Origin of the sequence: Streptomyces sp. NPDC001315, from assembly GCF_042896175.1 — a bacterium.
GTDB lineage: Bacteria > Actinomycetota > Actinomycetes > Streptomycetales > Streptomycetaceae > Streptomyces.
In genome coordinates this window covers 191,451-216,585 of the sequence record NZ_JBIAWZ010000002.1, presented here as the reverse complement: position 1 = coordinate 216,585, position 25,135 = coordinate 191,451, and the positions used below count along the sequence as shown (strand labels likewise).

At 70.9% G+C, this 25,135-nt stretch carries 22 protein-coding genes and 2 pseudogenes; 11 read left to right on the top strand and 13 right to left on the bottom strand.

Annotation, left to right across the window (positions count from 1 at the left end; all coding sequences use genetic code 11):
- The first annotated feature begins 36 nt into the window (after nucleotides 1-36).
- Both ACFY16_RS08060 and ACFY16_RS08055 read left to right on the top strand, forming a co-directional pair.
- Nucleotides 37-411, top strand: a complete 375-nt coding sequence (locus tag ACFY16_RS08060) for a F0F1 ATP synthase subunit epsilon (protein WP_351144749.1) — start codon at nucleotides 37-39, stop codon at nucleotides 409-411.
- A gap of 142 nt (nucleotides 412-553) precedes the next feature.
- Entirely contained in the window at nucleotides 554-1,000 is a 447-nt protein-coding gene (locus ACFY16_RS08055; RefSeq protein WP_351144750.1) for a DUF2550 domain-containing protein, read from the top strand.
- Between the two features lie 79 nt (nucleotides 1,001-1,079).
- Here the strand turns inward: ACFY16_RS08055 and ACFY16_RS08050 are convergent, their stop codons facing one another.
- Together ACFY16_RS08050 and ACFY16_RS08045 are read right to left on the bottom strand one after the other, a co-directional pair.
- The gene (locus ACFY16_RS08050; RefSeq protein WP_390646272.1) at nucleotides 1,080-2,906 is read right to left on the bottom strand and encodes a glycosyl hydrolase family 18 protein; all 1,827 of its coding nucleotides are present in this window, start codon (nucleotides 2,904-2,906) and stop codon (nucleotides 1,080-1,082) included.
- 38 nt (nucleotides 2,907-2,944) lie between these two features.
- Nucleotides 2,945-3,136, bottom strand: a pseudogene (locus ACFY16_RS08045) (hypothetical protein); the annotation flags it as partial.
- On the opposite strand from ACFY16_RS08045, the pseudogene ACFY16_RS08040 reads away from it, so the two are divergent.
- Nucleotides 3,136-3,595, top strand: a pseudogene (locus tag ACFY16_RS08040) (hypothetical protein); the annotation flags it as partial. The pseudogenes ACFY16_RS08045 and ACFY16_RS08040 overlap by 1 nt on opposite strands.
- 90 nt (nucleotides 3,596-3,685) lie before the next feature.
- Here ACFY16_RS08040 and ACFY16_RS08035 read toward each other — a convergent pair.
- On the bottom strand, nucleotides 3,686-4,258 hold the full coding sequence (locus tag ACFY16_RS08035; protein ID WP_390646271.1) for a cob(I)yrinic acid a,c-diamide adenosyltransferase: 573 nt from the start codon (nucleotides 4,256-4,258) through the stop codon (nucleotides 3,686-3,688).
- Between the two features lie 402 nt (nucleotides 4,259-4,660).
- Here ACFY16_RS08035 and ACFY16_RS08030 point away from each other — a divergent pair, with 402 nt between their 5' ends.
- From ACFY16_RS08030 to ACFY16_RS08020, 3 genes are all read left to right on the top strand, one after another.
- Nucleotides 4,661-5,509 (top strand): 3-hydroxyacyl-CoA dehydrogenase family protein, encoded by an 849-nt coding sequence (locus ACFY16_RS08030; protein WP_390646270.1) that lies wholly within the window; start codon nucleotides 4,661-4,663, stop codon nucleotides 5,507-5,509.
- 181 nt (nucleotides 5,510-5,690) lie between these two features.
- Nucleotides 5,691-6,014 carry an STAS domain-containing protein gene (locus tag ACFY16_RS08025; RefSeq protein WP_351144757.1) on the top strand — a complete coding sequence of 108 codons (324 nt, stop codon included), beginning with the start codon at nucleotides 5,691-5,693 and terminating at the stop codon, nucleotides 6,012-6,014.
- Nucleotides 6,015-6,279: 265 nt separating this feature from the next.
- Nucleotides 6,280-8,799: an ATP-binding protein gene (locus ACFY16_RS08020; protein WP_390646269.1), complete on the top strand. Its 2,520-nt coding sequence runs from the start codon at nucleotides 6,280-6,282 to the stop codon at nucleotides 8,797-8,799.
- 88 nt (nucleotides 8,800-8,887) lie between these two features.
- Here the strand turns inward: ACFY16_RS08020 and nucS are convergent, their stop codons facing one another.
- Nucleotides 8,888-9,559, bottom strand: a complete 672-nt coding sequence (gene nucS / locus ACFY16_RS08015; protein WP_390646268.1) for an endonuclease NucS — start codon at nucleotides 9,557-9,559, stop codon at nucleotides 8,888-8,890.
- A 252-nt stretch (nucleotides 9,560-9,811) separates the two neighbouring features.
- Between nucS and ACFY16_RS08010 the strand changes: the two genes are divergently transcribed.
- A complete protein-coding gene (locus ACFY16_RS08010; protein WP_351144760.1) occupies nucleotides 9,812-10,204 on the top strand; it encodes an SCO5389 family protein in 393 nt (130 codons plus the stop codon).
- Between the two features lie 84 nt (nucleotides 10,205-10,288).
- Here the strand turns inward: ACFY16_RS08010 and ACFY16_RS08005 are convergent, their stop codons facing one another.
- The gene (locus ACFY16_RS08005) at nucleotides 10,289-11,317 is read right to left on the bottom strand and encodes an LLM class flavin-dependent oxidoreductase (protein WP_390646267.1); all 1,029 of its coding nucleotides are present in this window, start codon (nucleotides 11,315-11,317) and stop codon (nucleotides 10,289-10,291) included.
- Between the two features lie 223 nt (nucleotides 11,318-11,540).
- Here ACFY16_RS08005 and ACFY16_RS08000 point away from each other — a divergent pair, with 223 nt between their 5' ends.
- Entirely contained in the window at nucleotides 11,541-11,870 is a 330-nt protein-coding gene (locus ACFY16_RS08000; RefSeq protein WP_390646266.1) for an ATP/GTP-binding protein, read from the top strand.
- Between the two features lie 20 nt (nucleotides 11,871-11,890).
- On the opposite strand, the gene ACFY16_RS07995 is transcribed toward ACFY16_RS08000, so the two are convergent.
- The 7 genes from ACFY16_RS07995 to mce form a co-directional block, all read right to left on the bottom strand.
- A complete protein-coding gene (locus ACFY16_RS07995) occupies nucleotides 11,891-12,760 on the bottom strand; it encodes an ABC transporter permease subunit (protein WP_390646265.1) in 870 nt (289 codons plus the stop codon).
- Nucleotides 12,757-14,055, bottom strand: a complete 1,299-nt coding sequence (locus ACFY16_RS07990; RefSeq protein WP_390646264.1) for an ABC transporter ATP-binding protein — start codon at nucleotides 14,053-14,055, stop codon at nucleotides 12,757-12,759. Before ACFY16_RS07990 ends, ACFY16_RS07995 begins: the two co-directional genes overlap by 4 nt.
- A 138-nt stretch (nucleotides 14,056-14,193) precedes the next feature.
- Entirely contained in the window at nucleotides 14,194-14,964 is a 771-nt protein-coding gene (locus ACFY16_RS07985) for an ABC transporter permease (RefSeq protein WP_390646263.1), read from the bottom strand.
- Nucleotides 14,965-14,966: 2 nt separating this feature from the next.
- Entirely contained in the window at nucleotides 14,967-15,917 is a 951-nt protein-coding gene (locus tag ACFY16_RS07980) for an ABC transporter ATP-binding protein (RefSeq protein WP_390646262.1), read from the bottom strand.
- A gap of 181 nt (nucleotides 15,918-16,098) precedes the next feature.
- On the bottom strand, nucleotides 16,099-17,034 hold the full coding sequence (locus ACFY16_RS07975; RefSeq protein ID WP_351144767.1) for a cellulose-binding protein: 936 nt from the start codon (nucleotides 17,032-17,034) through the stop codon (nucleotides 16,099-16,101).
- Between the two features lie 183 nt (nucleotides 17,035-17,217).
- Nucleotides 17,218-21,066 carry a polarized growth protein Scy gene (gene scy, locus ACFY16_RS07970; protein ID WP_390646261.1) on the bottom strand — a complete coding sequence of 1,283 codons (3,849 nt, stop codon included), beginning with the start codon at nucleotides 21,064-21,066 and terminating at the stop codon, nucleotides 17,218-17,220.
- A gap of 209 nt (nucleotides 21,067-21,275) precedes the next feature.
- The gene (mce, locus tag ACFY16_RS07965) at nucleotides 21,276-21,716 is read right to left on the bottom strand and encodes a methylmalonyl-CoA epimerase (protein WP_390646260.1); all 441 of its coding nucleotides are present in this window, start codon (nucleotides 21,714-21,716) and stop codon (nucleotides 21,276-21,278) included.
- A 147-nt stretch (nucleotides 21,717-21,863) separates the two neighbouring features.
- Between mce and ACFY16_RS07960 the strand changes: the two genes are divergently transcribed.
- Genes ACFY16_RS07960 through ACFY16_RS07950 form a run of 3 tightly spaced genes read left to right on the top strand, consistent with a single transcriptional unit; the run spans nucleotide 21,864 to nucleotide 24,290 of the window.
- Entirely contained in the window at nucleotides 21,864-23,063 is a 1,200-nt protein-coding gene (locus ACFY16_RS07960) for an acetyl-CoA C-acetyltransferase (RefSeq protein ID WP_390646259.1), read from the top strand.
- A 34-nt stretch (nucleotides 23,064-23,097) separates the two neighbouring features.
- Entirely contained in the window at nucleotides 23,098-24,054 is a 957-nt protein-coding gene (gene meaB / locus ACFY16_RS07955; RefSeq protein ID WP_390646258.1) for a methylmalonyl Co-A mutase-associated GTPase MeaB, read from the top strand.
- Between the two features lie 53 nt (nucleotides 24,055-24,107).
- A complete protein-coding gene (locus ACFY16_RS07950) occupies nucleotides 24,108-24,290 on the top strand; it encodes a hypothetical protein (RefSeq protein WP_390646257.1) in 183 nt (60 codons plus the stop codon).
- Nucleotides 24,291-24,642: 352 nt separating this feature from the next.
- Here ACFY16_RS07950 and ACFY16_RS07945 read toward each other — a convergent pair whose 3' ends face one another.
- Entirely contained in the window at nucleotides 24,643-25,119 is a 477-nt protein-coding gene (locus ACFY16_RS07945; protein ID WP_390646256.1) for a MarR family winged helix-turn-helix transcriptional regulator, read from the bottom strand.
- Nucleotides 25,120-25,135: the final 16 nt, after the last annotated feature.

Genomic DNA, 25,135 nt, shown 5'->3' with positions numbered 1-25,135 from the left:
GGCATGAGAGCCGGGTGGTGACCCGAGGAGCCTCCCTTGGCTGCTGAGCTGCACGTCGCGCTGGTCGCGGCCGACCGAGAGGTCTGGTCCGGCGAGGCCACCCTGGTCGTCGCGCGCACCACGTCCGGCGACATCGGCGTCATGCCCGGTCACCAGCCGCTGCTCGGTGTGCTGGAGTCGGGCCCGGTGACCATCCGTACGAGTGATGGTGGAACGGTCGTCGCCGCGGTGCACGGCGGTTTCGTCTCGTTCGCGGACAACAAGCTGTCGCTGCTCGCCGAGATCGCCGAACTGTCGGACGAGATCGACGTCCAGCGCGTGGAGCGGGAGCTCGAGCGCGCGAAGGCGGAGGGCGACGCCTCCGCCGAGCGTCGCGCGGACGTGCGACTGCGTGCGGCGGCGGCGAGCTGACCCAGCTCGCCACGCGATGACGTCACTCAGCCGCGGCTGGGACCGGAGCAGTCCGGTCCCAGCCGCGGCTGAGGCAGATATGGATGTTTTTTCCGTTCCGTTATCTAGTTCCGTTATCTAGGAGACGAGGAGGTCGGTGCCGATGGTCCTCGCCCTGACTGTGTGCGGAATTGTCGTCGCCCTTGTGGTGGTGGGGCTGTTCGTCTTCGGACTGCGGCGCAGACTCATCCAGCGCTCGGGCGGCACCTTCGACTGCAGCCTGCGCTGGGACGTCCCCGAGAAACCCGACACCAGCGGCAAAGGCTGGAGCTACGGCGTCGCCCGCTACAACGGCGACCGCATCGAGTGGTACCGGGTCTTCTCCTACGCCCCCCGCCCGCGCCGCATCCTGGAGCGCGCGTCGATCGAGGTGGCCGGCCGCCGGCTGCCGGACGGCGAGGAGGAGCTGGCACTGCTGTCCGACTCGGTGATCCTCACCTGTCTGCACCGGGGCACGCGTCTCGAACTCGCCATGAGCGAAGACGCGCTGACCGGTTTCCTCGCGTGGCTTGAGGCAGCCCCGCCCGGACAACGAGTGAATGTGGCGTAGCCACATTCACTCGTTGGGTGGGGGTCCCCCCGGACGAAGTCTGGGGGAGCGTCACTGTCGCGTAACTCGCCGAACTGACTTACGACATTCCGCTGTTGATGGCACTCACCAGCTCGCCGTTGCTGGTGTCACCGCTGAACTCCCAGAAGAACGCTCCGCCCAGCCCCTGGGTCTTGGCCCACGCCATCTTCGTACCGATGGTGGCCGGGGTGTCGTAGGACCACCAGTTGCTGCCGCAGTGCGCGTAGGCCGTGCCCGCGACGGTGCCGGTGGCCGGGCAGGACGTCTTGAGGACCTTGTAGTCCTCGATGCCCTGCTCGTAGGTGCCGGCCGCCGGGCCGCTGGCCGTTCCGCCCGGGGCGTCCTGGGTGACGCCGGTCCAGCCGCGCCCGTAGAAGCCGATGCCGATGAGCAGCTTGCTCGCGGGCACGCCGACCGACTTGAACTTGGCCATCGCGTCGGCGGTGGTGAAGCCGGCCTTCGGGATGCCGCTGTACGAGGTGAGCGGGGAGTGCGGGGCGGTGGGGCCCTGTGCGTCCCAGGCGCCGAAGAAGTCGTACGTCATCACGTTGTACCAGTTGACGTACTGGGCGGCGCCCGCGTAGTCCGCGGCCTCGATCTTGCCGCCGGTGGAGCCGTCGGCCGTGGTGGCGGCAGTGACCAGATTGGCCGTGCCGAACTTGGCGCGCAGCGCGGACATCAGGTTCTTGAAGGCCGCCGAGCCGCTGGTGTCGCAGCTGAGACCGCAGGCGTTCGGGTACTCCCAGTCGATGTCGATACCGTCGAAGACGTCGGCCCAGCGCGGGTCCTCGACCAGGTTGTAGCAGGACTGGGCGAAGGCGGCCGGGTTGGCGGCGGCCTGGGCGAAGCCGCCGGACCAGGTCCAGCCGCCGAAGGACCACAGCACCTTGATGTTCGGGTACTTGGCCTTCAGCTCGCGCAGCTGGTTGAAGTTGCCGCGCAGCGGCTGGTCCCAGGTGTCGGCGACGCCGCTCACCGACTGGTCGGCGGTGAAGGCCTTGTCGTAGTCGGCGTAGGAGTCGCCGATGGCGCACTGGCCGTTGGTGACGTTGCCGAAGGCGTAGTTGATGTGCGTGATCTTGGCGGCCGAGCCCGACGTCACCAGGTTCTTGACGTTGTAGTTGCGGCCGTAGATGCCCCACTCGGTGAAGTAACCGAGCTTGACCTTGCTGCCGGTGGTCGGGGGAGTGGTCGTGCCGCCGGTGGTGTGCACGGCGACCGCGGCGCTGACCGGGCCGGTCTGGTCGGCGGTGTCGCGGGCCTGGACGGTGTACGAGTAGTCGGTGCCGGCGGTCAGGCCGGTGTCGGTGTACGACGTCGTCGTCACCGTCGCGACCTTGGTGCCGCCGCGCAGCACGTCGTAGTTCTTGATGCCCTTGTCGTCGGTGGCCGCGCTCCAGGACAGCTGCACCGAGGTGTCGGTGATGTTGGAGGCGGTCGGGGTGCCGGGCGCGGAGGGGGCGCTGTCGCCGGGGACCGTGGTGCCGCCGTCACAGCTTCCGCCGTTGAGCAGACAGTTGGAGGGTGATCCGGAGCCGGCGCCGTTGAAGCCGAAGGAGACGGAGGCGCCTGCGGCGAGGGTGCCGTTGTAGGACTTGTTCTTGGCGGTCCAGTGGGTGCCGGAGGACGTGACGTCGGCGTCCCAGGCAGAGGTGACGGACGTACCGGAGGGGAAGTCCCACTCGATCGTCCAGGAGCTGATGGCCGTGGTGCCGGTGTTCTTCACCGTCCACTTGCCCTCGAAGCCGGTGCCCCAGTCGGAGCTCTTGGTGTAGGTGGCGGTGGCGGTCGTCGCGGCCTGGGCGGGACTCGCGAGGCCGACCAGGCCGGCCAGGGGGAGCAGCAGGGTGGCGAATCCTGCCGCGGCTCTGTGTCTGAAGCGCATGCTGCGCCTCCTCGGGGGTTGGGGGCGCGACTGAGCCTTCACGCCCACGGTGCCGCGAGAATAGAAAGGTCTGGACCATAGGTCAATAGGTCTGGACCACTGCCCCTTTTAAACCTCTGGATCCCCAACTCCTGTGCCGACAAGGCCGCTTGGGTCCGACTGCGCAGCTCCAGCTTCCAGAGGAATCGGCTGACATGGGTCTTCGCCGTCGCCTCGGCCATGTCGGGCGCTGCTGCTGTGCGAGCCGGTGCTGGAGCTGGTCCTGTGCCTGGTGACGGCCGTCGACCTGAGGGGTGGCGCCGAACCGAGCTGGGAGCACGGACTCCCGGCGCTCTGCATCGGCTTCACCGTCGTCGCCTACGCCACTCCACGATCCGCCGGCTCGACGCCCATGCGGCCGACCGCCTGGCGGGCGCGCCACGGCCCGCGCGCCCACCGCGCCACGGCCTGGCCCGCGCCCGCCACGAGGGCCGCCGCTGGCTCCGTACGGTCCTGGCCGCGGCGGTCGCGTGCACGCTGCTGCAACTCGCGATCCGGTACGTAGGGGGGCCCGCGTTCCTGCGCGACGGGCACTGCTCCGCGCTACGGCCGTCGGCATTCACGGCGTGATCGCGCTGACCTGCCAGATCCGTCCCAGGAAGGCCCCGGCGACAGCTGCCGCCCACCGTGCCGGGGAGGGGTGCGACTGAGCGCCCCAAAGGGGCGCGGGGAACTGCGCGACCAGCCACGGCGATGCCGCAGGCGATGGACGGCGTATCGCCGCACATCCCGGGGAGCGCTCAGCGCTCCCCGCCCGGCACCCACAGCACGTCCCCGACGTCCTTGTTGGCCGTCCGCGCCAGGATGAACAGCAGGTCGGACAGGCGGTTGAGGTAGGTCGCGGTGAGCGGGTTCATCGCCTCGCCGTGCACCTCCAGGGCGGCCCACGTCGAGCGTTCGGCCCGGCGTACGACCGTGCAGGCCTGGTGCAGCAGGGCCGCGCCCGGTGTGCCGCCGGGCAGGATGAACGACCGCAGCTTCTCCAACCGCTCGTTGAAGCGGTCGCAGTCCGCCTCCAGCTTGTCGACGTAGAACTGCTCGACCCGCAGCGGAGGGAACTCGGGATTCTCCACGACGGGCGTCGACAGATCCGCGCCCACGTCGAAAAGGTCGTTCTGGACACGGGTGAGGACCTGGACGATCTCCTCTGCGAGCCCGCCCAGGGCGATCGCCGTGCCGATCACCGCGTTCGCCTCGTTGGCGTCCGCGTACGCCGAGATCCGCAGATCGGTCTTGGCGACCCGGCTCATGTCACCGAGGGCGGTGGTGCCCTTGTCGCCGGTCCTGGTGTAGATGCGCGTCAGATTGACCATGTGACCAGCGTAGTAGGGCCTGTCCGGAACGCACGTGCGCCCACGTCATGGTCGGGGCCGCAGTGTGATGCCCAGCCCTTGGCGGAGGCCCACGGCTGTTTAGTGAGCGTCATTCAGGCGGTGTTCGTCCGCGGTTGTCATGAGATGCGCGCCGAGTGAAATCCGGACGAAGTGTCACCAGAGGTGCGCGCGCTCCTCGGCGGCATCGAGGAGCTGTTGGGCGAGAAGGCGCTCAACTACGCCGTACGAGGCGAGCGGTGACACCTGCCCGTGTGACGTCCGTCAGATGAGACGTGACGCGCGTTACTTACCGGTCACACAGCCCCTCACGGGCGCTATCGTCCGCCGGAGAGGCAGACATAAACAGCGTGTTAGTCATGGTTGCAGTAGGGGAGTCGCACAGTGGCACGGAAGCTCGCCGTCATCGGAGCCGGCCTCATGGGTTCCGGCATCGCCCAGGTCTCCGCGCAGGCGGGCTGGGACGTCGTCCTGCGTGACGTCACCGACGAGGCACTGAAGCGTGGCACCGACGGGATCAAGGCCTCGTACGACAAGTTCGTGAGCAAGGGCAAGCTCGAGGCGCACGACGCCGACGCCGCCCTCGGCCGCATCACCGCGACCACCGACCTGGACGCCGTCGCCGACGCCGACATCGTCGTCGAGGCCGTCTTCGAGAAGCTCGAGGTCAAGCACGAGATCTTCCGCGCGCTCGACAAGATCGTGCGCGAGGACACCGTGCTCGCCTCCAACACCTCCGCCATCCCGATCACCAAGATCGCGGCGGCCACCGAGCGCCCCGGGCGGGTCGTCGGGGTGCACTTCTTCTCGCCGGTGCCGATGATGCAGCTCGTCGAGCTCGTCCGCGGCTACAAGACCAGCGACGAAACCCTCGCCACCGCACGGGAGTTCGCCGAGTCCGTCGGCAAGACCTGCATCGTCGTCAACCGCGACGTGGCCGGCTTCGTGACGACGCGTCTCATCTCGGCGCTCGTCGTCGAGGCGACAAAGTTGTACGAGTCGGGCGTGGCGACCGCCGAGGACATCGACCTGGCCTGCAAGCTGGGCTTCGGGCATGCGATGGGCCCGCTGGCCACGGCGGACCTCACCGGCGTCGACATCCTGCTGCACGCCACCAGCAACATCTACACCGAGTCCCAGGACGAGAAGTTCGCGCCGCCGGAGCTGATGCGCCGGATGGTTGACGCCGGTGACATCGGGCGCAAGAGCGGGCAGGGCTTCTACACGTACTGATAGACGTACGGAAACTCACGTACGTACGGGCGGTGAAACCGCACAGCCCCCGGGGGTGTCACCTTCGAGGGTGAATTCGGTATCGGTTCGCTTACAACTAGCAACCGCTCTGCCTCTGAAGCAGTCAGACGTTGCACAGCCACCGTCACGGAGTACGCCACCGCACTCACGGGGAGCGCATATGTACATCAGGGGCGACCACGCCGAGCTGGTCGTCGGGGGCCGCCTCGACGTCCGCAGCGCGGCGGACGCCCGTACGGTCCTGCACTCGGCCGTCGACGACGGAGTCGGCGACCTCGTGCTCGACCTGTCCGAACTGGATTCCTGGGACGCCACCGGACTCGGGGTGATCATGGGCGTCCACCGGCGGGCCGGCCGTATCGGCCGACGCCTGGTGCTGCGTGGTGTACCGCCGCAGATGCAGCGCCTGCTGGTGGCGACCCGGTTGCACCGGATCCTGGCGATCGAGGGCGGTATCGGGGTGGAGTCCCTGCCCCGCGTGTGACGCCCGGTGCGGGGCCGGCCCGGGCAGGCGGGGGAGACCCGGTCAGCCTGCTGCGAAACGCCCGACGCGCGCAATCCTCACGAGACTGTGACGTCTCGGACGGCGCGGTACCCCGGCCTGTCGGAGATACTGTGCGAAGGTTTAGGGTTCGGCTGCCCGCTGACCTTGCAACCCTCTAGCGGGCCCGGACCAGAAGCGACAGCGCGGTGTGCGGCCAGGCCGGGAGGGGCTTTCGGCACTCGACGCTTTTGGGGGGCTTGAACCTATGGACCCGAACAACCGGGGACCCGAGGAGTACGGCCATGACGGCGACGGCTACGCGCCGCGCCCGCGCCCGTCCAGGGACCCCCTCACACCCGATTTCGGCCAGCACACGCCGGCCCTGGCCCGCACGGTCCAGCTGATCACCGGCGACCTGCTGCTCACGGTCAACCCCGTGGACGGCAGCGAGATCGAGATCTGCGCGCCCGGAGCACGGCCCGGCCGGCCCGAGAAGCTCACGGCCGCCGCACGCGCCGAGGTCGAACGCGCGGCCCGGCCGCCCGTCCCGCCCGGCCCCGAACAGCCCGCACTGCCGCTGCTCGGCCGCCAGGACGAGCGTGAGCGCCTGGTCCGACTGCTCGCCCGCGGCCGCTCCGTCCGTCTCACCGGCCCCGCCGGCTCCGGTCGCACCAGCCTCCTCGACGTCATCGCCGAGGACTGCGCGGACCTCGCCCCCGACGGCGTGATCCGCCTGAGCGGCTCCCACCGCACGGCGAGCGACCTGCTGTACGACCTCTTCCACGCCGTCCATGACGCGCCCTTGCACCGCCCGGACCACGACGAGCTGATCGAGTACGTCCGGGAGGTCGGCGCGGTCGTCGTCCTCGACGACGTCGAGTTCGGTGGCGCCGCGCTCGACGAACTGCTGGACGCCACCCCCGAGTGCGCCTTCGTGATCGCCGCGACCCCGGACGTGCCCGCCCCGTCCGCCGACGCAGCCATCGAGGAGGTCTTCCTCGGCGGCCTCGACCGCGCGGGCGGCGTCGACCTCATCGAGCGCGCCGTCGGCCGCGTGCTCACCGAGGAGGAGGCCAACTGGGCCGGCGACCTCTGGTTCGAGTCCGAGGGCCTGCCGCTGCGCTTCGTCCAGGCCGGCGCCCTGCTGCGGCAGCGCGACCGGCTGCGGGCCGGCGTCGGCGCCGTCGACGAGTTCGGCGTCTTCGAGGACGCGCTTCCCGTCGACGCCCCGTTCGACGCCGACACGGCCGAGGACGTACCGCTGCCCTCGCTCGGCGAGGCGGCCGCCCCCGCCCGGCTGCTGGCCTCCCGGCTGAGCGCCTCGGCCCGCGCCACCCTGCGCTTCGCCGTCGCTCTCGGCGGTGAGGTGCCGCACCAGGCGCATCTGCCCGCGCTGGTCGGCGACACCCACGCGGACGCCGCCCTCGGCGAGCTGGCGGCCTGCGGTCTGGTCTCTCCGGTCGGCTCCCGCTATCGGCTGGCCGCCGGCGTCCTGACCCAGCTGGAGGCCGCCGGATACGCCGACGACGTCGAGGCCCGCGCCCTCACCGCCGCCCAGCACTACGCCTGGTGGGCCGGACACCCCTCGGTCACCCCCGAGCGGGTGTGCGCCGAGGCCGACGCCCTGCTCACCGCCCTCGCCGTCCTGGTGCCGGCGACGACCCGGCCGGGCGCGGACGAGGAGAGCACCGCCGTGCAGCTGGCCCGCACGGCCGCGCCGGCGTTCGCCGCCGGACTGCAGTGGAGCGCCTGGGAACGGGCGCTGCGCTTCGGCTCCGAGGCCTCCAGGCTCGCCGGACAGGTCGCCGAGCAGGCCTACTTCCACCACGAGCTGGGCATCCTCGCGCTCTGCGCGGGACAGCTCGACCGGGCCCGCGCCGAACTGGAGGCCTCCATCGGCCTGCGCGGCGCCCTCGCCGACAAGCGCGGCACCACCGCCGGCCGCCGCGCCCTCGCCCTGGTCGCCGACCGTACGGGCGACGTGCCCGGCGTGCGGGCGACGGCGGGCGAGGAGGTGCCCGACGCGCGCTCCGAGGAGTCCGCATCGCCGCCCGGCGGGGTGTCTGCGGTCTACCCGCCCGCCGGGGTGTCCCCGGCCTACCCGCCGCTCGCCGTGGACACGCCCGCCGTGGTCACGTACCAGGCCCCGGCCCAGGGCGCGCACAAGGGCCGTGGCGGCGTCCGGGGCCTCGCCCGGCGCAACCTCGTCGCGGCCGGCGCGGGCGCGCTGCTCGTGGCCGTGCTGGGCACGGTCGTGACCCTCGGCGCCACGTCCGGCAACGGCGACGCCAACAACCCGGCCGACCAGGTCGGCGTCAACCCGTCCGCCAGCCAGGGCCTGGACGACGGCAGCCTGGGCGCCGACAAGCCGAAGAGCGACAACGGCAACGGCGACACCGGCGCGACGGCGGCCGTACCGACGGATCCCGGCCCCGACGGCACCTACGGCACCGCCGACGACCCGACGCCCACGGACGGGGCGGAGCCGTCGGACGATCCGAGCGGGACGAAGGGGTCGGGCGGTTCGTCCAGCTCGCCCACCAAGCCGACCTCGCCCACGCCGAAGCCGACCCGGACGTCACCGAAGCCGACGTCGCCGGCTCCCTCCACATCCACGCCCACCGAGACGACGACCCCGCCCACGCCCACGGAGACACCTTCCGAAACCCCGTCCACCCCGGCCACCACGGACACGGCCAGCGGCAGCGCGCCTGCCACCGCCTCCGAGAGCGCCTCGGAGGGCACCGGGGCCGGGACACCCAGCGACTCGGCCCCGGTGATGTGAGGAGCCGCTCGACACAGAAGGGCCGGGTCCGTTCGTCGGACCCGGCCCTTCTCGTCGTACGAAGTCGTACGCGTCGTACGCAGGCCGCTCAGAACAGCCGCAGCTTGTCGTCCTCGATGCCCCGCAGCGCGTCGTAGTCCAGGACGTGGCAGCCGATGCCGCGGTCCGTCGCCAGGACGCGGGCCTGCGGCTTGATCTCCTGGGCCGCGAAGACGCCCCGCACCGGAGCCAGGTGGGGGTCGCGGTTCAGCAGCTCCAGATAGCGGGTGAGCTGCTCGACGCCGTCGATCTCGCCGCGCCGCTTGATCTCGATCGCGACGGTCCGGCCCTCGGCGTCCCGGCACAGGATGTCGACCGGGCCGATGGCGGTCATGTATTCACGCCGGATCAGCGTGTACCCCTCGCCGAGGGTGTCGATGCGGTCGGCGAGCAGTTCCTGAAGGTGTGCTTCCACGCCGTCCTTGATCAGGCCGGGATCCACGCCGAGTTCGTGCGTGGAATCGTGGAGCACTTCCTCCATCGTGATGATGAGTTTCTCGCCCGCCTTGTTGATGACGGTCCAGACGCCCTCCTCCTCGCCGCTGCCTTCCTTCAGCGTGCAGGGCGGCGACATCCAGTTCAGGGGCTTGTAGGCCCGGTCGTCCGCGTGGATCGAGACGCTGCCGTCCGCCTTCACCAGAATCAGGCGGGGCGCGGAAGGGAGATGGGCGGTGAGCCGGCCCGCGTAGTCGACGGAACACCGGGCGATGACGAGACGCATGGTCCGCAACGCTACTCGACGGGCAGCGGTGGACGCGATTCGCCCTGGAAAACGTGTGTTCGCTCGTGGCCGATTGTGTGCCTACTGGGAGTTCCCTATGTGCGCAATCTCCTGGTGCCGTCACCGGCGGTTGCCTACCGTAGTAAACGGGAGGTCGCAATGCATGTACTCAGCGTGCTCGGTGTTTCGGCATGGCGAACTCCCATCCCCGTCCGGCAACCCCTGCGCTTCGGGGGTGCGAGAGGAGAACCCATGTCGCTCGACGTCTCACCGGCCCTACTCGAACAGGCCGAGCGAGGCGAGGTCGACGAAGCAGCATTCGTCGACTGCGTCCGGACCTCCCTGCCCTACGCATGGGAGATGATCAGCTCTCTGGTGGCCCAGCTGAAGGTGGACGGCGGTCAGTTCGCCGACAACCAGACGCCCCCGCCGTCCGAGCAGGCACGCGGTCAGCTGCTGCGCGCGCTCGCGAGTGACGCGATACGCGGCGCCCTGCAGCGGCACTTCGGTGTGCGGTTGGCCTTCCAGAACTGCCACCGAGTGGCGGTGTTCCCGCTGGACGCCTCGGTCGACGAGACGCTGGCGCGCTTCACCTCGGTTCGTAGTCAGTTGCTGAATCAGTCCCCCGAGTTCCGGGACTGCTGACGCAGTGAGCCGTCTGCTTGCCGCTCCGTACGCGGGAGGTGCAGTCAGTATCGGAGCGGCAAGCTCCCCGCGCGGCAGGGGTGTTCAGCCGAGGTGCGGGAGCACCTCGGCGCCGAGCCGCCGTACGTTCTCCTCGGTTGCCGCCAGGTCTCCCGAGCCCTCGACCAGCAGGGCGAAGCGGCTGATGCCGGTCCGCTCGCTGGTCGCCGCGAGCCGGTCGGCGCACAGCCGCGGGGTGCCCACTGGGTGCAGCCCGCAGAGCAGTTCGGTGTACGCCAGCGGGTCGCGCATCTGCCGGGCACGGTCGTCCACCGTCACATGGGCGTCCAGGCCCTGCTTCAGCCAGCCCGGCATCGCCTTCGTCAGCGCCTCCACCGCGTCCGTACGCCGGTCCGCGATCTGGCAGACGCCGGCCGAGACATGGGCGGCGCCGTGGACCTCCTCCGCCGGTCGCCCGGCCGCCCGCGCGTGCTGCCGCCACAGGGCCACCATCTCGGCCTTCTCCTCGTCCCCGACGTGCATCCCGAGCAGCATCGGCAGCCCGCGCTCGGCGGCCAGTCGCACACTCGCCGGCGAGGTGCAGGCGACGACGACCTCGGGCCCCTCGCCCTCCGTCAGGGACTCCGACGGCCTGGGTACGACGGGGACTTCGCGGAAGCTGAAACGATTCCCGGCGGCCGCCACGGCCGGTTCGCGCAGCCAGCGCACCAGCAGATCGAGTGATTCCGGGAACCCGCTTTCGTACGCCGCCAGGCCGGAGCCGAACACCTCCAGGTCGACCCAGGGCCCGCCGCGCCCCACGCCCAGGGAGAACCGGCCGCCGCTCGTCACATGCAGCAGCGCGGCCTGTTCGCCGAGGGCCACGGGATGGGCGGTGGGCAGTACGCTGACCGCTGTGCCGACCCGGATGCGACGGGTGCGGCCCAGCAGTAACGCGGCCAGGGTGACCGCCGACGGGCAGGTGCCGTACGGCACGAAGTGGTGCTCGGCCAGCCAGACCGTGTCGAGCCCCGCTTCCTCGGCGACCTCGGCGGAGCGGACCGCGCGGTGCAGCGCCTCTCCCTGGCCCTGCCCCGGGAACTGGGCCGCCAACACGAAACTTCCTACGCGCATTGCACTTTCCTGCTTCCTTGGCTCCGACGCGGAGCTCCCCCACCCGGCATAACCGTCTGACACGTGCCGAGGACACGGCCTGGCGAAGAGATTTGCGGATTTTCTGGAGAATGGGTCGCCACGGAAGGGGACTTGTGGGGCTTGGTTCCTTACGCGTACCCACGTCCACGCCGCGTAGGCTGGACATGGCCCCTGCTTCCTGTACAGCCCCGTGAGGTGTTCCGTGTCCCCGCGTCGCAACCGTCCCAAGGGCTCCGGCTCCGGCCGGAGCGCCGAGGACGACTCCTCCGGCCGCTACGGCGGCTGGCAGTCCACGGTGAGCTGGCAGGGCGAGGAGTGGAGCGTGCGCGATGTGGCCGGGGCGAGCGCGCAGGGCAAGGCCTACCGGTGCCCCGGTTGCGACCAGATGATTCCCGATGGAGTGCCACATGTCGTGGCCTGGCCCGAGCACTCGGGCGTCGACGAGCGCCGGCACTGGCACAAGGCGTGCTGGAACGCACGGGACCGCCGCACCACGCGGGTGCAGCGGTCCCGTAACGCGCCTAGATTCTGAGCCGTTCTCGGGCCTTGGCCCTACACGTCCCGCTTCTCCAGCAGCGCCAAGGCGCCGGCGAAGGCGACGGCCGTGATGCCCAGGGCGATCCACAGCGGGTCCCAGCCGGACGGGCCGGACTCGCTGAGCGAGGTCGAGTAGAAGACGCCGAGCTGGTTCGGGATCGAGTACTCGAACAGGGCCTCGCGGACGTCCGCCAGCGACGACGAGAACATGAACAGCGCGATGACCAGCGGGGCCAGCAGGAGGCCGATCATGATGGTGATGGCGCCCGCCGAGTGCCGGATGATCGAGCCCACGACCAGCGACAGCAGCCCGAGCAGCGCCACGTAGAGCGAGACGCCGATCGTGGCCTTGAACCACTCCCCGCCCGACGGCTGCCTCGCGCCGTCCAGCATGGCCACGTCCGCGAGGGCCACGAGGACGGCCGACGCCAGCGTGATCACGAACGCGACCACGAAGAACACCAGTGCCTTCGCCGTCAGCACCCGCCCGCGTGACGGGCATGCGGTCATCGTCGTGCGGATCATGCCGGTGCCGTACTCCGAGGCGGTGGTCAGCACGCCGAGCGTGATGATGCACATGCTGCCGAGGAGCAGCCCGAAGAAGCCGTACGACAGCGGGTTCTCGTCCGACAGGTCCGTGTCGGACGCGTGGCCCGCGACCACCACGCCGGCCAGCAGGCCGATGCCTACGACGAGCAGCACGAACACGCCCAGTGTCCACATCGTGGAGCGCACCGACCTGATCTTCGTCCACTCCGAGGCGATGGCGTGCCCGAGGTGGGTGCGGACGACGGGGATCGGCGAGGTGTAGGTGGGGTACGCGGAACCGGCTGCCGCCTGCCAGTCGGGTGCGGCCTGCGGCATCGGGGGCTGGGGCGTGCTCATCGGGCGTCCTCGGGCTTGGTCAGGTCGTCGGCGGCGGGAGCGGGAGCGGGAGCAGGGATGGCGGTGGCGTCAGCCGCCGCGGGGGTGGCGGGAGCGACCGACGGGGCGGCGGGGGCGACCGGAGGGTGGGTCGGGGGCCCCGCGTACGGGTTGGGCACGGCAGGATCGGGAGCGAAGGCGGGAATGGCGTCAGCCGCACCGTAGGCGCCGTACGGGCCCGCGGGCGCCTGGCCGGGGCCGGGCTGCCGCACCGCGAACGGCTGTCCGCCCCGCTGGGGCGGCGGCGGGGCGTACCAGCCCGGCTGGCCCTGCCCCGGCACCGGCATCGGCGGCTGTGCTCCGGGCGGCAGCTGCTGCATCAGCCCCGCCTTCTGGTCGATCGTCGAGCGGTAGTCGACCGCGCCCTGCGTCATCCGCATGTAGGCCTCCTCCAGCGAGGCCTGGTGCGGCGACAGCTCCCACAGGCGTACGTCCGTCTCGTGCGCGAGGTCGCTGATGCGCGGCAGCGGCAGTCCCGTCACCCGCAGCGCGCCGTCCTGCTCGGGCAGGACATGCCCGCCCGCCTCGGTCAGCACGGAGGTCAGCTTCTCGCGCAGCTGGGGCTCGGTGTCGGGGGTGCGTACGCGCGCGAAGTCGGCGGAGTTGGCCGAGATGAAGTCCCTCACGCTCATGTCGGCGAGCAGCTGGCCGCGTCCGATGACGATGAGGTGGTCGGCGGTCAGTGCCATCTCGCTCATGAGGTGGCTGGAGACGAACACGGTCCGCCCCTCCGCCGCGAGGGACTTCATCAGGTTCCGCACCCAGAGGATGCCCTCGGGGTCCAGGCCGTTGACCGGCTCGTCGAAGAGCAGCACCTGGGGGTCGCCGAGGAGCGCGGCGGCGATGCCCAGCCGCTGCCCCATGCCGAGCGAGAACCCCTTGGACCGCCGCTTCGCCACGTCCTGGAGGCCGACCACACCGAGCACCTCGTCCACGCGCCGCGCCGGGATGCCCGAGAGCTGGGCCAGGCTCAGCAGGTGGTTGCGGGCGTGCCGGCCGCCGTGCACGGCCTTGGCGTCGAGCAGGGCGCCGACCTGGCGCGGGGCGTTCGGCAGTCTGCGGTAGGGGAAGCCGCCGATCGTCACCGAGCCCGCCGTGGGGTTGTCCAGGCCGAGGATCATCCGCATGGTCGTCGACTTGCCCGAGCCGTTGGGCCCGAGGAAGCCGGTGACGGCGCCCGGACGTACCTGGAAGGAGAGGTTGTACACGGCGGTCTTGTTGCCGTAACGCTTGGTCAGGCCGACAGCCTCGATCATGCTCCGCACCCATCGAAAGGATCAGGACAGCGGGGCACACGCCCCCGTAAGGGTTAGGAGCTTATCGGGGCGCTGACGGTTCCGCTCAAGGGAAAGTAAAACAACGCCGCAGGTCAGCACTCCCGTTACGCACTTCCACTACGCGTCACGCCTCTTCAGCAGCACGTAACCGCCCACGAGCGCCGCGATCACCCACAGCACCATGATCCCGAGACCGCCCCAGGGCCCGTACGGGGTGTCGTCGTCGAGCCGGGGGACCACCTGCATGATCCTGCTGCCGGCCTGGTCGGGCAGGAACCGGCCGATCTTCTTGGTCACGTCGACGTTGCCGAGGACGTTGGAGATCAGGAAGAAGAACGGCATCAGGATGCCCAGCGACAGCATCGGCGAGCGGAGCATGGCGGCGACGCCCATCGAGAACATCGCGATGAGGGTCATGTAGAGCCCGCCGCCGATCACCGCCCGCAGCACCCCGGAGTCGCTGATCTGCGCCTGGTGCGGGCCGAGCATGGCCTGCCCGAGGAAGAAGGCGGCGAAGCTGGTGGCGAGCCCGACGGCCAGGGCGAGCCCGGTGGCGACCACGATCTTGCTGAACAGGAACGTGCCGCGTTGCGGTACGGCGGCCAGCGAGGTGCGGATCATGCCGGTGCTGTACTCGTTGGAGACGACCAGCACCCCGAACACGATCATCGCCAGCTGTCCCAGGCTCATGCCGGCGAAGCTGATGAACGTCGGGTCGAAGGACAGCTGTGCCCGGGTGCCCATCCGGTCGAACTCGCTTCTCGACAGCGCCGAGATCAGCATGCCCAGGGCGATGGTGACCACCACCGCGAGGGAGAGCGTCCACACCGTGGACGCGACGGAGCGGATCTTCGTCCACTCGGATCTGATGACCTGCGTGGCCGACATGCTCAGCCCCTCTCCCAGGCGTCGCCCCACTGTTGCGGCGCAGACGTGTCGGAATGCGCGTGGTACTCCACCGACTCCGCGGTCAGCTGCATGAACGCCTCCTCCAGGGAGGCCTGCTGGGGGCTCAGCTCGTGCAGCACGATCCGGTGCCGCGCGGCCAGCTCCCCGATGTGCTCGGGCTTTCCGCCGTCCACCTCCAGTACACCGCTGCCGGTCTCCACGACCGTGATCCCGGCACCGTGCAGCACGTCGAGCAGCCGCTCGCGCTGCGGGGTGCGGATCCGGACGTACGAGCGCGAGTTCCGCTGGATGAAGTCGGCCATGGAGGTGTCGGCGAGCAGCCGCCCCTGCCCGATGACGACCAGATGATCGGCGGTCAGCGCCATCTCGCTCATGAGATGGCTCGACACGAACACGGTCCGCCCCTGCGCGGCCAGCGACTTCATGAGGTTGCGGATCCAGTGGATGCCCTCGGGGTCGAGCCCGTTGACCGGTTCGTCGAACATCAGGATCCGTGGGTCGCCGAGCAGCGCCCCCGCGATCCCGAGCCGCTGCCCCATGCCCAGTGAGAAACCCTTGGCCTTCTTGCGCGCGACCGCCGTGAGTCCGACGGTGTCCAGCACCTCGTGCACCCGGTTCTTCGGGATGCCGTTGCTCTGGGCGAGACACAGCAGATGGTTGAAGGCGGTGCGCCCGCCGTGCACGGCCTTCGCGTCCAGCAGGGCGCCGATGTACTTGAGCGGGTCCTTGAGGTGGTCGTAGTGCCTGCCGTCGATACGGACGTCACCGGCCGTCGGCCGGTCGAGGCCGAGCATCATGCGCATGGTCGTCGACTTGCCCGCGCCGTTGGGCCCGAGGAAGCCCGTGACGATGCCCGGTCTGACGGTGAAGGTCAGGTTGTTGACCGCCACTTTCTCGCCGTACCGCTTGGTCAGCCCCTCGAGCTCGATCATGCGGCCCACGCTAGGGCGGGCGTTCGGCGGCTGCCACCCGGGCGGGCAAACAACGTCCGACGGCGGCGACCGCGCGACGGCGGCGACTGTCCGACGGCGGCGACCGCGCGACGAAGGCGACGGTACGACGAAGGCCCGCACCTCGGGGGAGAGAGTGCGGGCCTCGGTTGTCGCTACGGACCTACCGGGTCTGCTGGGCCGGAACCCCGCGGGAGATCGGCTCGTCGTCGGCGGGGGTGCCGGCGGCGGCCACCGCGGCGCCCGTGAGGGTGGCGAGCATCTCGCGGACGTTCGTCAGCTGGGCGTTGATCGAGTCGCGGCGGTTCGTCAGCGCCGCCAGCTCGCGCTCGGATTCCGAGCGGATGCGGTCGGCCTTGGCGTTGGCGTCGGCCACGATGTCCTCGGCCTGGCGCTGGGCCGTCTCCACCGTCTGGCGGGCGCGGCGCTCGGCGTCCGTGCGCAGCTTCTCGGCCTCCAGGCGCAGCTGCTCCGCGCGGTGCTCGATCTCGGCGAGGCGCTTCTCGGCCTTCTGCTGACGCGACGCCAGGTCGCGCTCGGACTGCTCGCGGCGCTTGGCGAGGTTCGTCTCGAAGTCGGCGGCGGCCTGCGCGGCCTTGGCGCGGGTCTCCTCGAAGAGGGCGTCGGCCTCCTCACGCTTGGACTGCGCGTCCTTCTGGGCCTCGGCGCGCAGCTGCGAGGCGTCACTCTTGGCCTTCTCGACGATCCGGACGCCCTCGTCCTCGGCCTTGGACTTGCGCTCCGCAGCGAACGATTCTGCGTCGTTGCGGACCTGCTGGGCGGCCGACTCGGCGAGCTCGCGGTGCTGCTCGGCCGCGCGACGGGCCTCCTCGCGCAGGTCCTTGGCCTCCTCCTCGGCGAGGCGGAGGATCTTCTCGACACGCGCGCCGAGACCGGCGTACGACGGCTCGGCGTCGCTCACCTGTGCCTGGGCGTTCTGCGTCTCGAGGTGGAGCTCCTCGATGCGCTTCTCGAGAGCGGTGATGCGGGCCAGAGCGCTGTCACGGTCGGAGACGAGCTTCGAGATGCGTTCGTCCACCTGAGCGCGGTCGTACCCACGCCGCACAAGCTCGAAGCCGTAGGGGGAAGTGTCGCTCATGGGGTTCCTGTCGAATGAGACCGGTGAGGTGATAGGTGGAATCCTAGGGGCCGAAGCGGTGTGTCATCGAGCGGATACGTGTTTGATCTGGAGAATGACACCCCTTTTGAGTGGCTCACCGCCGGACGGCTTGCCAAAAACTCGGTCAAAGGCCTCAGACGTTAACGGAACTCTCACGTTGCGCTAGCCCTCTGACGGCTTGCCACCCGAACGAGGGGCACCCACGGTCGCGCCCGCCTTGACTCCGCCGTCCTTGCCGGCTGACGGGGTCTCAAAGGATTCCAACGCCTCCAGGACGTCCTGGACACGGGAGATCTCGGCGTTGATGTCCTCGCGGCGCCGCACCAGGAGCTCCAGCTCGCGCTTGCCCTCCTCGACCGTGCGCCTGGCCTCGCGGATCGCCTCGGCCCTGAGCTCCTCGGCCTCCTTCACGAGCGACGCCTTCTTCTGCTCGGCCTCCTTCAGGAGCAGTTCGGCCTTCTTGACGGCGGCGATACGCACCTTGCCCGCCTCGGAATTGGCCTCCGACAGCAGCTCCTTGGCCTTCGTCTGCGCCTTGCCGAGCTGTTCCTCGGCGGCCTTGATGAGCGCGTCGCAGCGGTCGCCGGTCGACTTCATCGTCTCGGCGGCCTCGCGGCGGGCCCGCTCGTGCAGCTCCTCGATCTCGCCCGTGATGCGGTCGCGCAGCTCCTCCGCGCGCTCCCGGATGGCGGTGGCGTCGCGGCGGGCACCGACGAGCAGTTCGTCCGCGTCCGTACGGGCCTTCTCCACCAGCCCGTTGCCCTCGATCGTCGCCTCGGACACGAGCCGCTCGGCCTCCTTGCGGGCCGCGCCGACCATGGTGTCCGCCTGGGACTCCGCGTCCGCCGTGGTCTTCAGCGCCTGCTGCTGGGCCTCGGTGAGCAGCTTGTCGGCCTCGGCCGTGGTCTCCGTGATGAGCGTGTCGACCTGCTCGGCCGCCTCCGAACGCCGCTTGTTGGCGTCCTGGCGGGCCTCGTCGAGGGTCCGTTCGGCCTCCTCGCGCGCCTCGGACACCAGTCGCTCGGCCTGCGCCGCCGCCTCGGCCCGTCCCCGTTCGGCCTCCGCGCGCATCCGCTCGGCGTGCTGCTGCGCGGAACCGACGGTGTCGGCGGCCTCGGCGCGCAGCCGCTCCGCGTCCCCGGTGGCGTCGCCGATCAGCTTCTCGGCCTTGGCGACCGCCTCGGCCCGTACCCGCTCGGCCTCCGCGATCGTCTCCGACTGCAGCCGCTCCGCCTCGGCCGTGACCTCGGTGATGAGCGTGTCCGCCTGCGTCGCCGCGTCCGACCGGATCCGGTTGGCGTCGTCACGGGCGTCCGCCCGGGTGCGTGCCGCGTCCTGGTCGGCCTGGGCGATGGCGTCCGAGGCCTCGGTACGTACGCGCTGGGCGTGCGCGGCCGCGTCCGTACGCAGCCGCTCCGACTCGGCGATCGCCTCCGCCATGGTGCGCTCGGCGAGCGTCTTGGCGGCCTCCGACTCCTCGTGCGCCTCGCGCCGTAGCCGGGTCGCGTCCTCGCTCGCCCGCTCCCGCTCGGCGTAGGCGTCGGCGCGGACCCGGTCCGCCTCCTCCTCGGCCTCCCGGCGAGTACTGTCCGCCACGTGCTCGGCGGCACTGCGCAGCCCGGCGATCTCCTCCTGCGCCTGCTCGTGCAGCCCGGCGACGGAGTCCCGTACCTGCTGGGCGTGGAGCTCGGCGGCCGACACCATCTCGGTGGCGCGCCGGTCGGCCTCCTCGACCAGACGTACGGCCTCGGTCTGCGCGTCCTCGACGCGCTTGCGCGCGGACGCCAGCAGTTCCTCGCTCTGCTCGCGGGCCCGCTCGCGCTCCTGGTCGGCCTCCTGGCGGGCGGAGCCGAGGAGTTCCTCGGCCTCGCGGCGGCGCCGGACGGCCTCCTCCTGCGCGGCGGCCAGCGTCTCCGAGGCCTCCGCGGCCAGCCGCTCGGCGGCGGCCTGCGCCTCCGCGCGGACCCGGTCGGCGGTGTCCTGGGCCTCCGTCTTCAGCCGCTCGGCCTCGGCCGCGGCCTCCGAACGCAGACGTACGGCGATGGTCTCGCCCTCGGCACGGGAGGCGGACGCGTCGGCGGCGGCCTCGTCACGCAGCCGTTCGGCCTCCGCCTCGGCCTGCGCCTGGAGCGTGCGGATGCGCTCGGCGGCCTCGCCGCGCAGCCGGTCGTTCTCCTCGGCGGCCTCGCGGCGGATCCGTTCGGCCTCCTCGCGGGCGTCGGTCAGCGCCTGCTCGGCCGACGCGAGGCGCTCCTCGGCCTCGGTGTGCAGCCGGGTCAGCTCGTCGGCCGCCTCGGCCTGCCGGGCCGCTATGGCGCGCTCGGTGTCCTCGCGCAGCTCGCCCGCGGCCCGCTCGGCGTCCGCCTTGATGCCCTCGGCCTGCTCGACGGCCTCGTCACGATGCCGCTCGGCCTCGTTGCGGGTGCGCTCCAGGGTCTCCTCGGCCTGCCGGCGCAGCGTGGTGGCGCGCTCGATGGCCTCGGTACGGACCTTCTCGCTGTCCGTGGTGGCGCTCTGGCGCAGCTCGTCCGCGTCCGCCTTCGCCTTGGCGAGCAGCTCCTCGGCGGTCCTGGCCGCCTCCTCGATCTGCTGGACGGCCTCCTTGCGGGCCTCGGCGCGGATCTTCTCGCCCTCGCCGACCGCGTCGGAGCGCAGCTGCTCGGCCTCGCCGCGCAGCCGGCGGGCCTCCTCCTGCAGCTCGACCGTCTTGGCGCGGTACTCCTTGGTGTCGTCCTTCGCCGCGCCCTTGAGCTGCTCGGCGATGTCGTGCGCCTCGGCGCGCAGCCGGTCCGCCTCGGTCTCCGCCTCCGTGCGGATCCGCTCCGCCTCCTCGGCGGCGGCCCTGGTGGTCTGCCGCGCGTCCTCCTGCGCCTTGTTGAGGACGTCCTCGGCGGTGCGCGCGGCCTGGCTGAGCTGGGAAGCGGTCTCTTCCGCGGTGGCGCTGCGGGCCTTCTCGGCGGCCTCGGCGAGGACCTTCTCGGCCTCGGCACGGGCGTCCGCGACGACCTGCTCGGCGTCCGCCTTGGTGGTCTCGGCCTCCTTCGTGGCCTCGCTGACCAGTCGGGCGACCTGCTCCTTCGCGGTGCGGGTGCGCTGCTCGTTCGCCGACTCGGCGCCGGCGAGCGTCTTCGCGGCGGCTTCCTTGGCCTCGGCGAGCAGCTTCTCGGCCTCGGTGCGGGCCTCGCGCAGTGCCGTGTCGGCCTCGGCGATGCGCTGCTCGGCGGCGCGGCTGAGCTCGGCGGCCTGGCGGCGGGCGGCGTCGGACTCGGTCGCCGTGGAGCTGCGCAGCGCCTCGGCGTGGTCGGTGGCCTCCTGGGCCTGGGTGGAGGCGGCGTTCAGCAGGCGTTCGGCGTCCGTGCGGGCGCGGCGCAGCAACTGCTCGGCCTCCGCGCGGGCCCCCTCGGCCTCGCTCTGCAGCCGCTGCCGGGCCTCCGCGGTGACCCGTTCGGCCTCCGCGCGGGCGGCGGTCATGGCCTGCTCGGCCTCGGCGCGGGACTCGTCGAGGAGGCGGCGGGCCTGCGACTCGCTGCGGGCGCGCAGCTGCTCCGCCCACGCCACGTTCTCGTTGACGTGCGACTCGACCGTCTGCCGGCGCTCGGCCAGCTCCTGGTCCAGCTGCTGCCGGCGGGCCACGGCCTCCTGGTGCAGCTCGGCCTGGAGCCGGGCGGCCTGCTCGGCGTGCTCCTGGAGGATGCGCTGGGTCTGCGCCCGGGCCTGGCTGAGCTCGCGCTCGGCCTCCTGGCGCAGTTGGTCCGCCTGCATCTGCGCATTACGCAGCAGCTGCTCGGCCTGATACCCGATGTCGCCGCCGTCGAAGGCGGGCCGGGACATGATGGTGCGCCGCGCCTCGTGCAACTTGGCGCGCAGCACCTCGACCTGGTAGCCGAGGTCCTCGGCGTGCTGGATCGCCTTTTCCCGCTCGGTCTTCAGCCGCTTCATCTCGGCCTCGAACCGAGAGAGGTGGTCGACGTCAGCCGCCGGCTCTCGCTCCTGGCTCTCGTAGCCCCGCACTGCGCGGTCCCATCCGTCCCCTGGTCGCAAGCTTCTCCAACGAGCTCCGTCCATCCGCCGAACGGGGCCCCCGGGGAATGGTGTCAGATCAACAACGGAGCATGGGCTGCTGCCCCGACGCTCGTCCCCCGAAACCCGGACCCCGGCATGCGGTCGCCCCGGTACGAGCGACGACCGCCCCCAACCCTACCGGCCCATATGTACGAGAGTCAGTGCTCAGGTGACTCAACAGGCGCCGAAGTGACCAGTTCTGTCAGTACACCGTGGCAATCCTTTGGATGCAGGAAGGTGATTCGCGACCCCATGGAGCCGCGCCGTGGCTCCTCGTACAGGACCCGTACGCCCTTGTCCTCGATGGCGGCGGCATCCCCGTCCACGTCCGCCGTACCGAAAGCGATGTGGTGGACACCCTCACCGTTCTTGTCGAGCCACTTGGCGACGGTGGAGTCCGGGCGGGTGGGCTCGAGGAGCTGGAGGTACGAGGCACCGCCGTCGGACGTATCGTTGATCTTGAGCATGGCTTCGCGCACGCCCTGCTCCTCGTTGACCTCGGAGTGGAACACCTCGAAGCCGTATGTCGCACGGTAGAACTCGACGGTCCTGTCGAGGTCGAAACAGGCGATCCCGATGTGGTCGATTCGCGTCAGCATGTTGTCAGTGCAGCGCTCCGGAGGTGGTTACGCAACGTGCGCGCGATCACACCGACAGCCCGATGACGGGTGGACTACCGCTCAGTACATTCAAGTAAACCCTCGTTCACTCCTCGGCTGTGCAGGCCGGTAAGGGGATCGCAGCTCATGTCTTCTGGAACGAACAGTTCTGTGATCGTCGCGGGCGCTCGTACGCCCATGGGGCGGTTGCTGGGCTCGCTGAAGTCCTTCTCGGGAGCCGACCTCGGCGGCTTCGCCATCAAGGCCGCCCTCGACCGTGCGGGTATCGGCGGCGACCAGGTGCAGTACGTGATCATGGGGCAGGTGCTCCAGGCCGGGGCCGGGCAGATCCCGGCCCGTCAGGCCGCGGTCAAGGCCGGCATTCCGATGAGCGTGCCGGCGCTCACGATCAACAAGGTGTGTCTGTCGGGCCTCGACGCGATCGCGCTGGCCGACCAGCTGATCCGCGCGGGTGAGTTCGACATCGTCGTCGCGGGCGGCCAGGAGTCCATGACGAACGCCCCGCACCTCCTCCCGAAGTCCCGGGAGGGCTACAAGTACGGCGCGGTGGAGCTGCTCGACGCGATGGCGTACGACGGTCTGACCGACGCCTTCGAGAACATCGCCATGGGCGAGTCCACGGAGAAGCACAACACCCGCCTGGGCATCGGCCGCGAGGCGCAGGACGAGATCGCGGCCCTGTCCCACCAGCGCGCCGCCGCGGCTCAGAAGAACGGCGTCTTCGAGGCCGAGATCACCCCGGTCGAGATCCCGCAGCGCAAGGGCGAGCCGGTCGTCTTCAGCAAGGACGAGGGCATCCGCGGCGACACCACGGTCGAGTCGCTGGGCAAGCTGCGTCCGGCGTTCACCCGGGACGGCACGATCACCGCCGGCTCCTCCTCGCAGATCTCGGACGGTGCGGCGGCCGTGGTCGTGATGAGCAAGGCCAAGGCGCAGGAGCTCGGCCTGGAGTGGATCGCGGAGATCGGCGCCCACGGCAACGTGGCGGGCCCGGACAACTCTTTGCAGTCGCAGCCGTCGAACGCGATCCTGCACGCCCTGAAGAAGGAGGGCCTGGAGGTCTCGGATCTCGACCTGATCGAGATCAACGAGGCCTTCGCCGCCGTCGCGGTGCAGTCAATGAAGGACCTTGGGGTTTCCACCGAAAAGGTGAACGTCAACGGTGGAGCGATCGCCCTGGGCCACCCGATCGGCATGTCCGGCGCCCGGCTCGTGCTGCACCTGGCGCTGGAGCTGAAGCGCCGGGGCGGCGGGGTCGGCGCCGCCGCGCTGTGCGGTGGCGGCGGCCAGGGTGACGCGCTGATCGTGCGGGTAGCCAAGGCCTGAGTTCTCTGTACGTCCCTCGTCGAACGGAGCTGTGATGCAGGACGTCTCCTCTCTGGTGGCCCAGGCCAGGGAAGGCCGGCCGCGGGCGGTGGCCCGGCTGATCTCCCTGGTGGAGGGGGCGTCCCCGCAGTTGAGGGAGGTCATGGCTGCGCTGGCCCCGCTCACGGGCAACGCGTACGTCGTCGGTCTGACCGGTTCCCCGGGCGTCGGCAAGTCGACGTCCACCTCGGCGCTGGTGACCGCGTACCGCAAGCAGGGCAAACGGGTCGGCGTCCTGGCCGTCGACCCGTCCTCCCCGTTCTCCGGCGGGGCCCTGCTCGGCGACCGCGTCCGGATGTCGGAGCACTCCTCCGACCCCGGCGTCTACATCCGCTCCATGGCGACGCGCGGCCACCTGGGCGGCCTCGCCTGGTCCGCGCCGCAGGCGATCCGCGTCCTGGACGCGGCCGGCTGCGAGGTGATCCTGGTCGAGACGGTCGGCGTCGGCCAGTCGGAGGTGGAGATCGCCTCCCAGGCGGACACCTCGGTCGTCCTCCTGGCTCCGGGGATGGGCGACGGCATCCAGGCCGCCAAGGCCGGAATCCTGGAGATCGGCGACGTCTACGTCGTCAACAAGGCCGACCGTGACGGCGCCGACGCCACCGCGCGCGAGCTGAACCACATGCTCGGCCTCGGCGAGTCCCGCGGCCCCGGCGACTGGCGCCCCCCGATCGTCAAGACGGTCGCCGCGCGCGCCGAGGGCATCGACGAGGTCGTCGAGGCCCTGGAGAAGCACCGGGCGTGGATGGAGGAGCGGGGCACCCTGGCCGAACGCCGTCGCGCCCGGGCCGCCCGCGAGGTCGAGACCATCGCCGTCACGGCCCTGCGCGAACGCATCGGCGACCTGCACGGCGACCGCCGCCTGAGCGCGCTGGCGGAGCGCATCGTGGCGGGAGAACTGGATCCCTACCGGGCGGCGGACGAGCTGGTGGCGGGACTGACACAGGGCTGACCCTGGTCGGCGGAACCGGGCCGCCGGGGTGGCCGCGCGGGCTCCTGGCGCCCGTGGGCGTGGCCGGCGGGGTCGGGCTCGCCCCGGGCGCCACGGACCTGCTGGTCCTCGCCGTCGCGGGGCAGCGGCACCAGGGCGACGACACCGTGGCCCGGGTACTCGCCGCGCTGTCGGCCGGCAGCGCGCTCGGCGGTCTGCTTCAACGGGGCCGCAGACTGGCGCGCCACTGCCGCTGATGCCCGACGGGATGCGGGGCGGTCTCGCCCGGGGTGGGCGTCGCGCGGTGCGCGGCCTCGCCCCGGCGCTCGCCTTCCGCCGATACGCCATACGGGTGGGACGCGGGAGCGTCGCGCGGGTCCGCGGTGAGCTCTGCTCGGCGGAAAGCGGCGCCCGGCCGGCGGTGTCGCGCGCGGCCTGCCGTGGGTGTTTTCCGTGGTCCCGCCTGGTTGCCCGACCTCCCCGGGCACGGATGCGCTCACCGGCGGACGGTGCCCATCGGCTCATCGCCTGCCCGGCCGGTCCCCGGCGCACCGACAGGCGGGGGCTCTGTTCGAGTCCCGCCTGTCGGCGTTCGCATGAAGCGCCCTGTCAGGGGCGGCCCCGCTGCCCGCGGAGGTGTTGCGCGATGGGCGTCAGGGCCTTGTCGAGCTCCGCCAGGGCCTCGGGTGAGAGAAGGTCGATGAAGTGCTTCCGCACGGACGCCACATGATGGGGCGAGACCTTCTGCATCGTCTCCAGGCCGTGCTCCGTGAGAACCGCGTACAGTCCGCGGCGGTCGGACTCGCAGTTCTCACGGCGTACCAGGTCGGCGTTCTCCATGCGGGTGATCTGGTGGGAGAGCCGGCTCTTGGACTGGAGGGTGGCGGAGGCGAGGTCGCTCATCCGCATCCTGACGTCCTCCGACTCGGAGAGGTTCACCAGGATCTCGTAGTCGTTCATTGTCAGGCCGAACGGCTGCAGGTCCTTTTCGAGCTGGTAACTCAACAGCCTGTTGACCTCCAGGTGGGTGCGCCAGGCGCACTGCTCCGCATCGGTCAGCCAGCGCGTGGCCGTCTCGGTCTCCATGAATGAAGTCTACCTA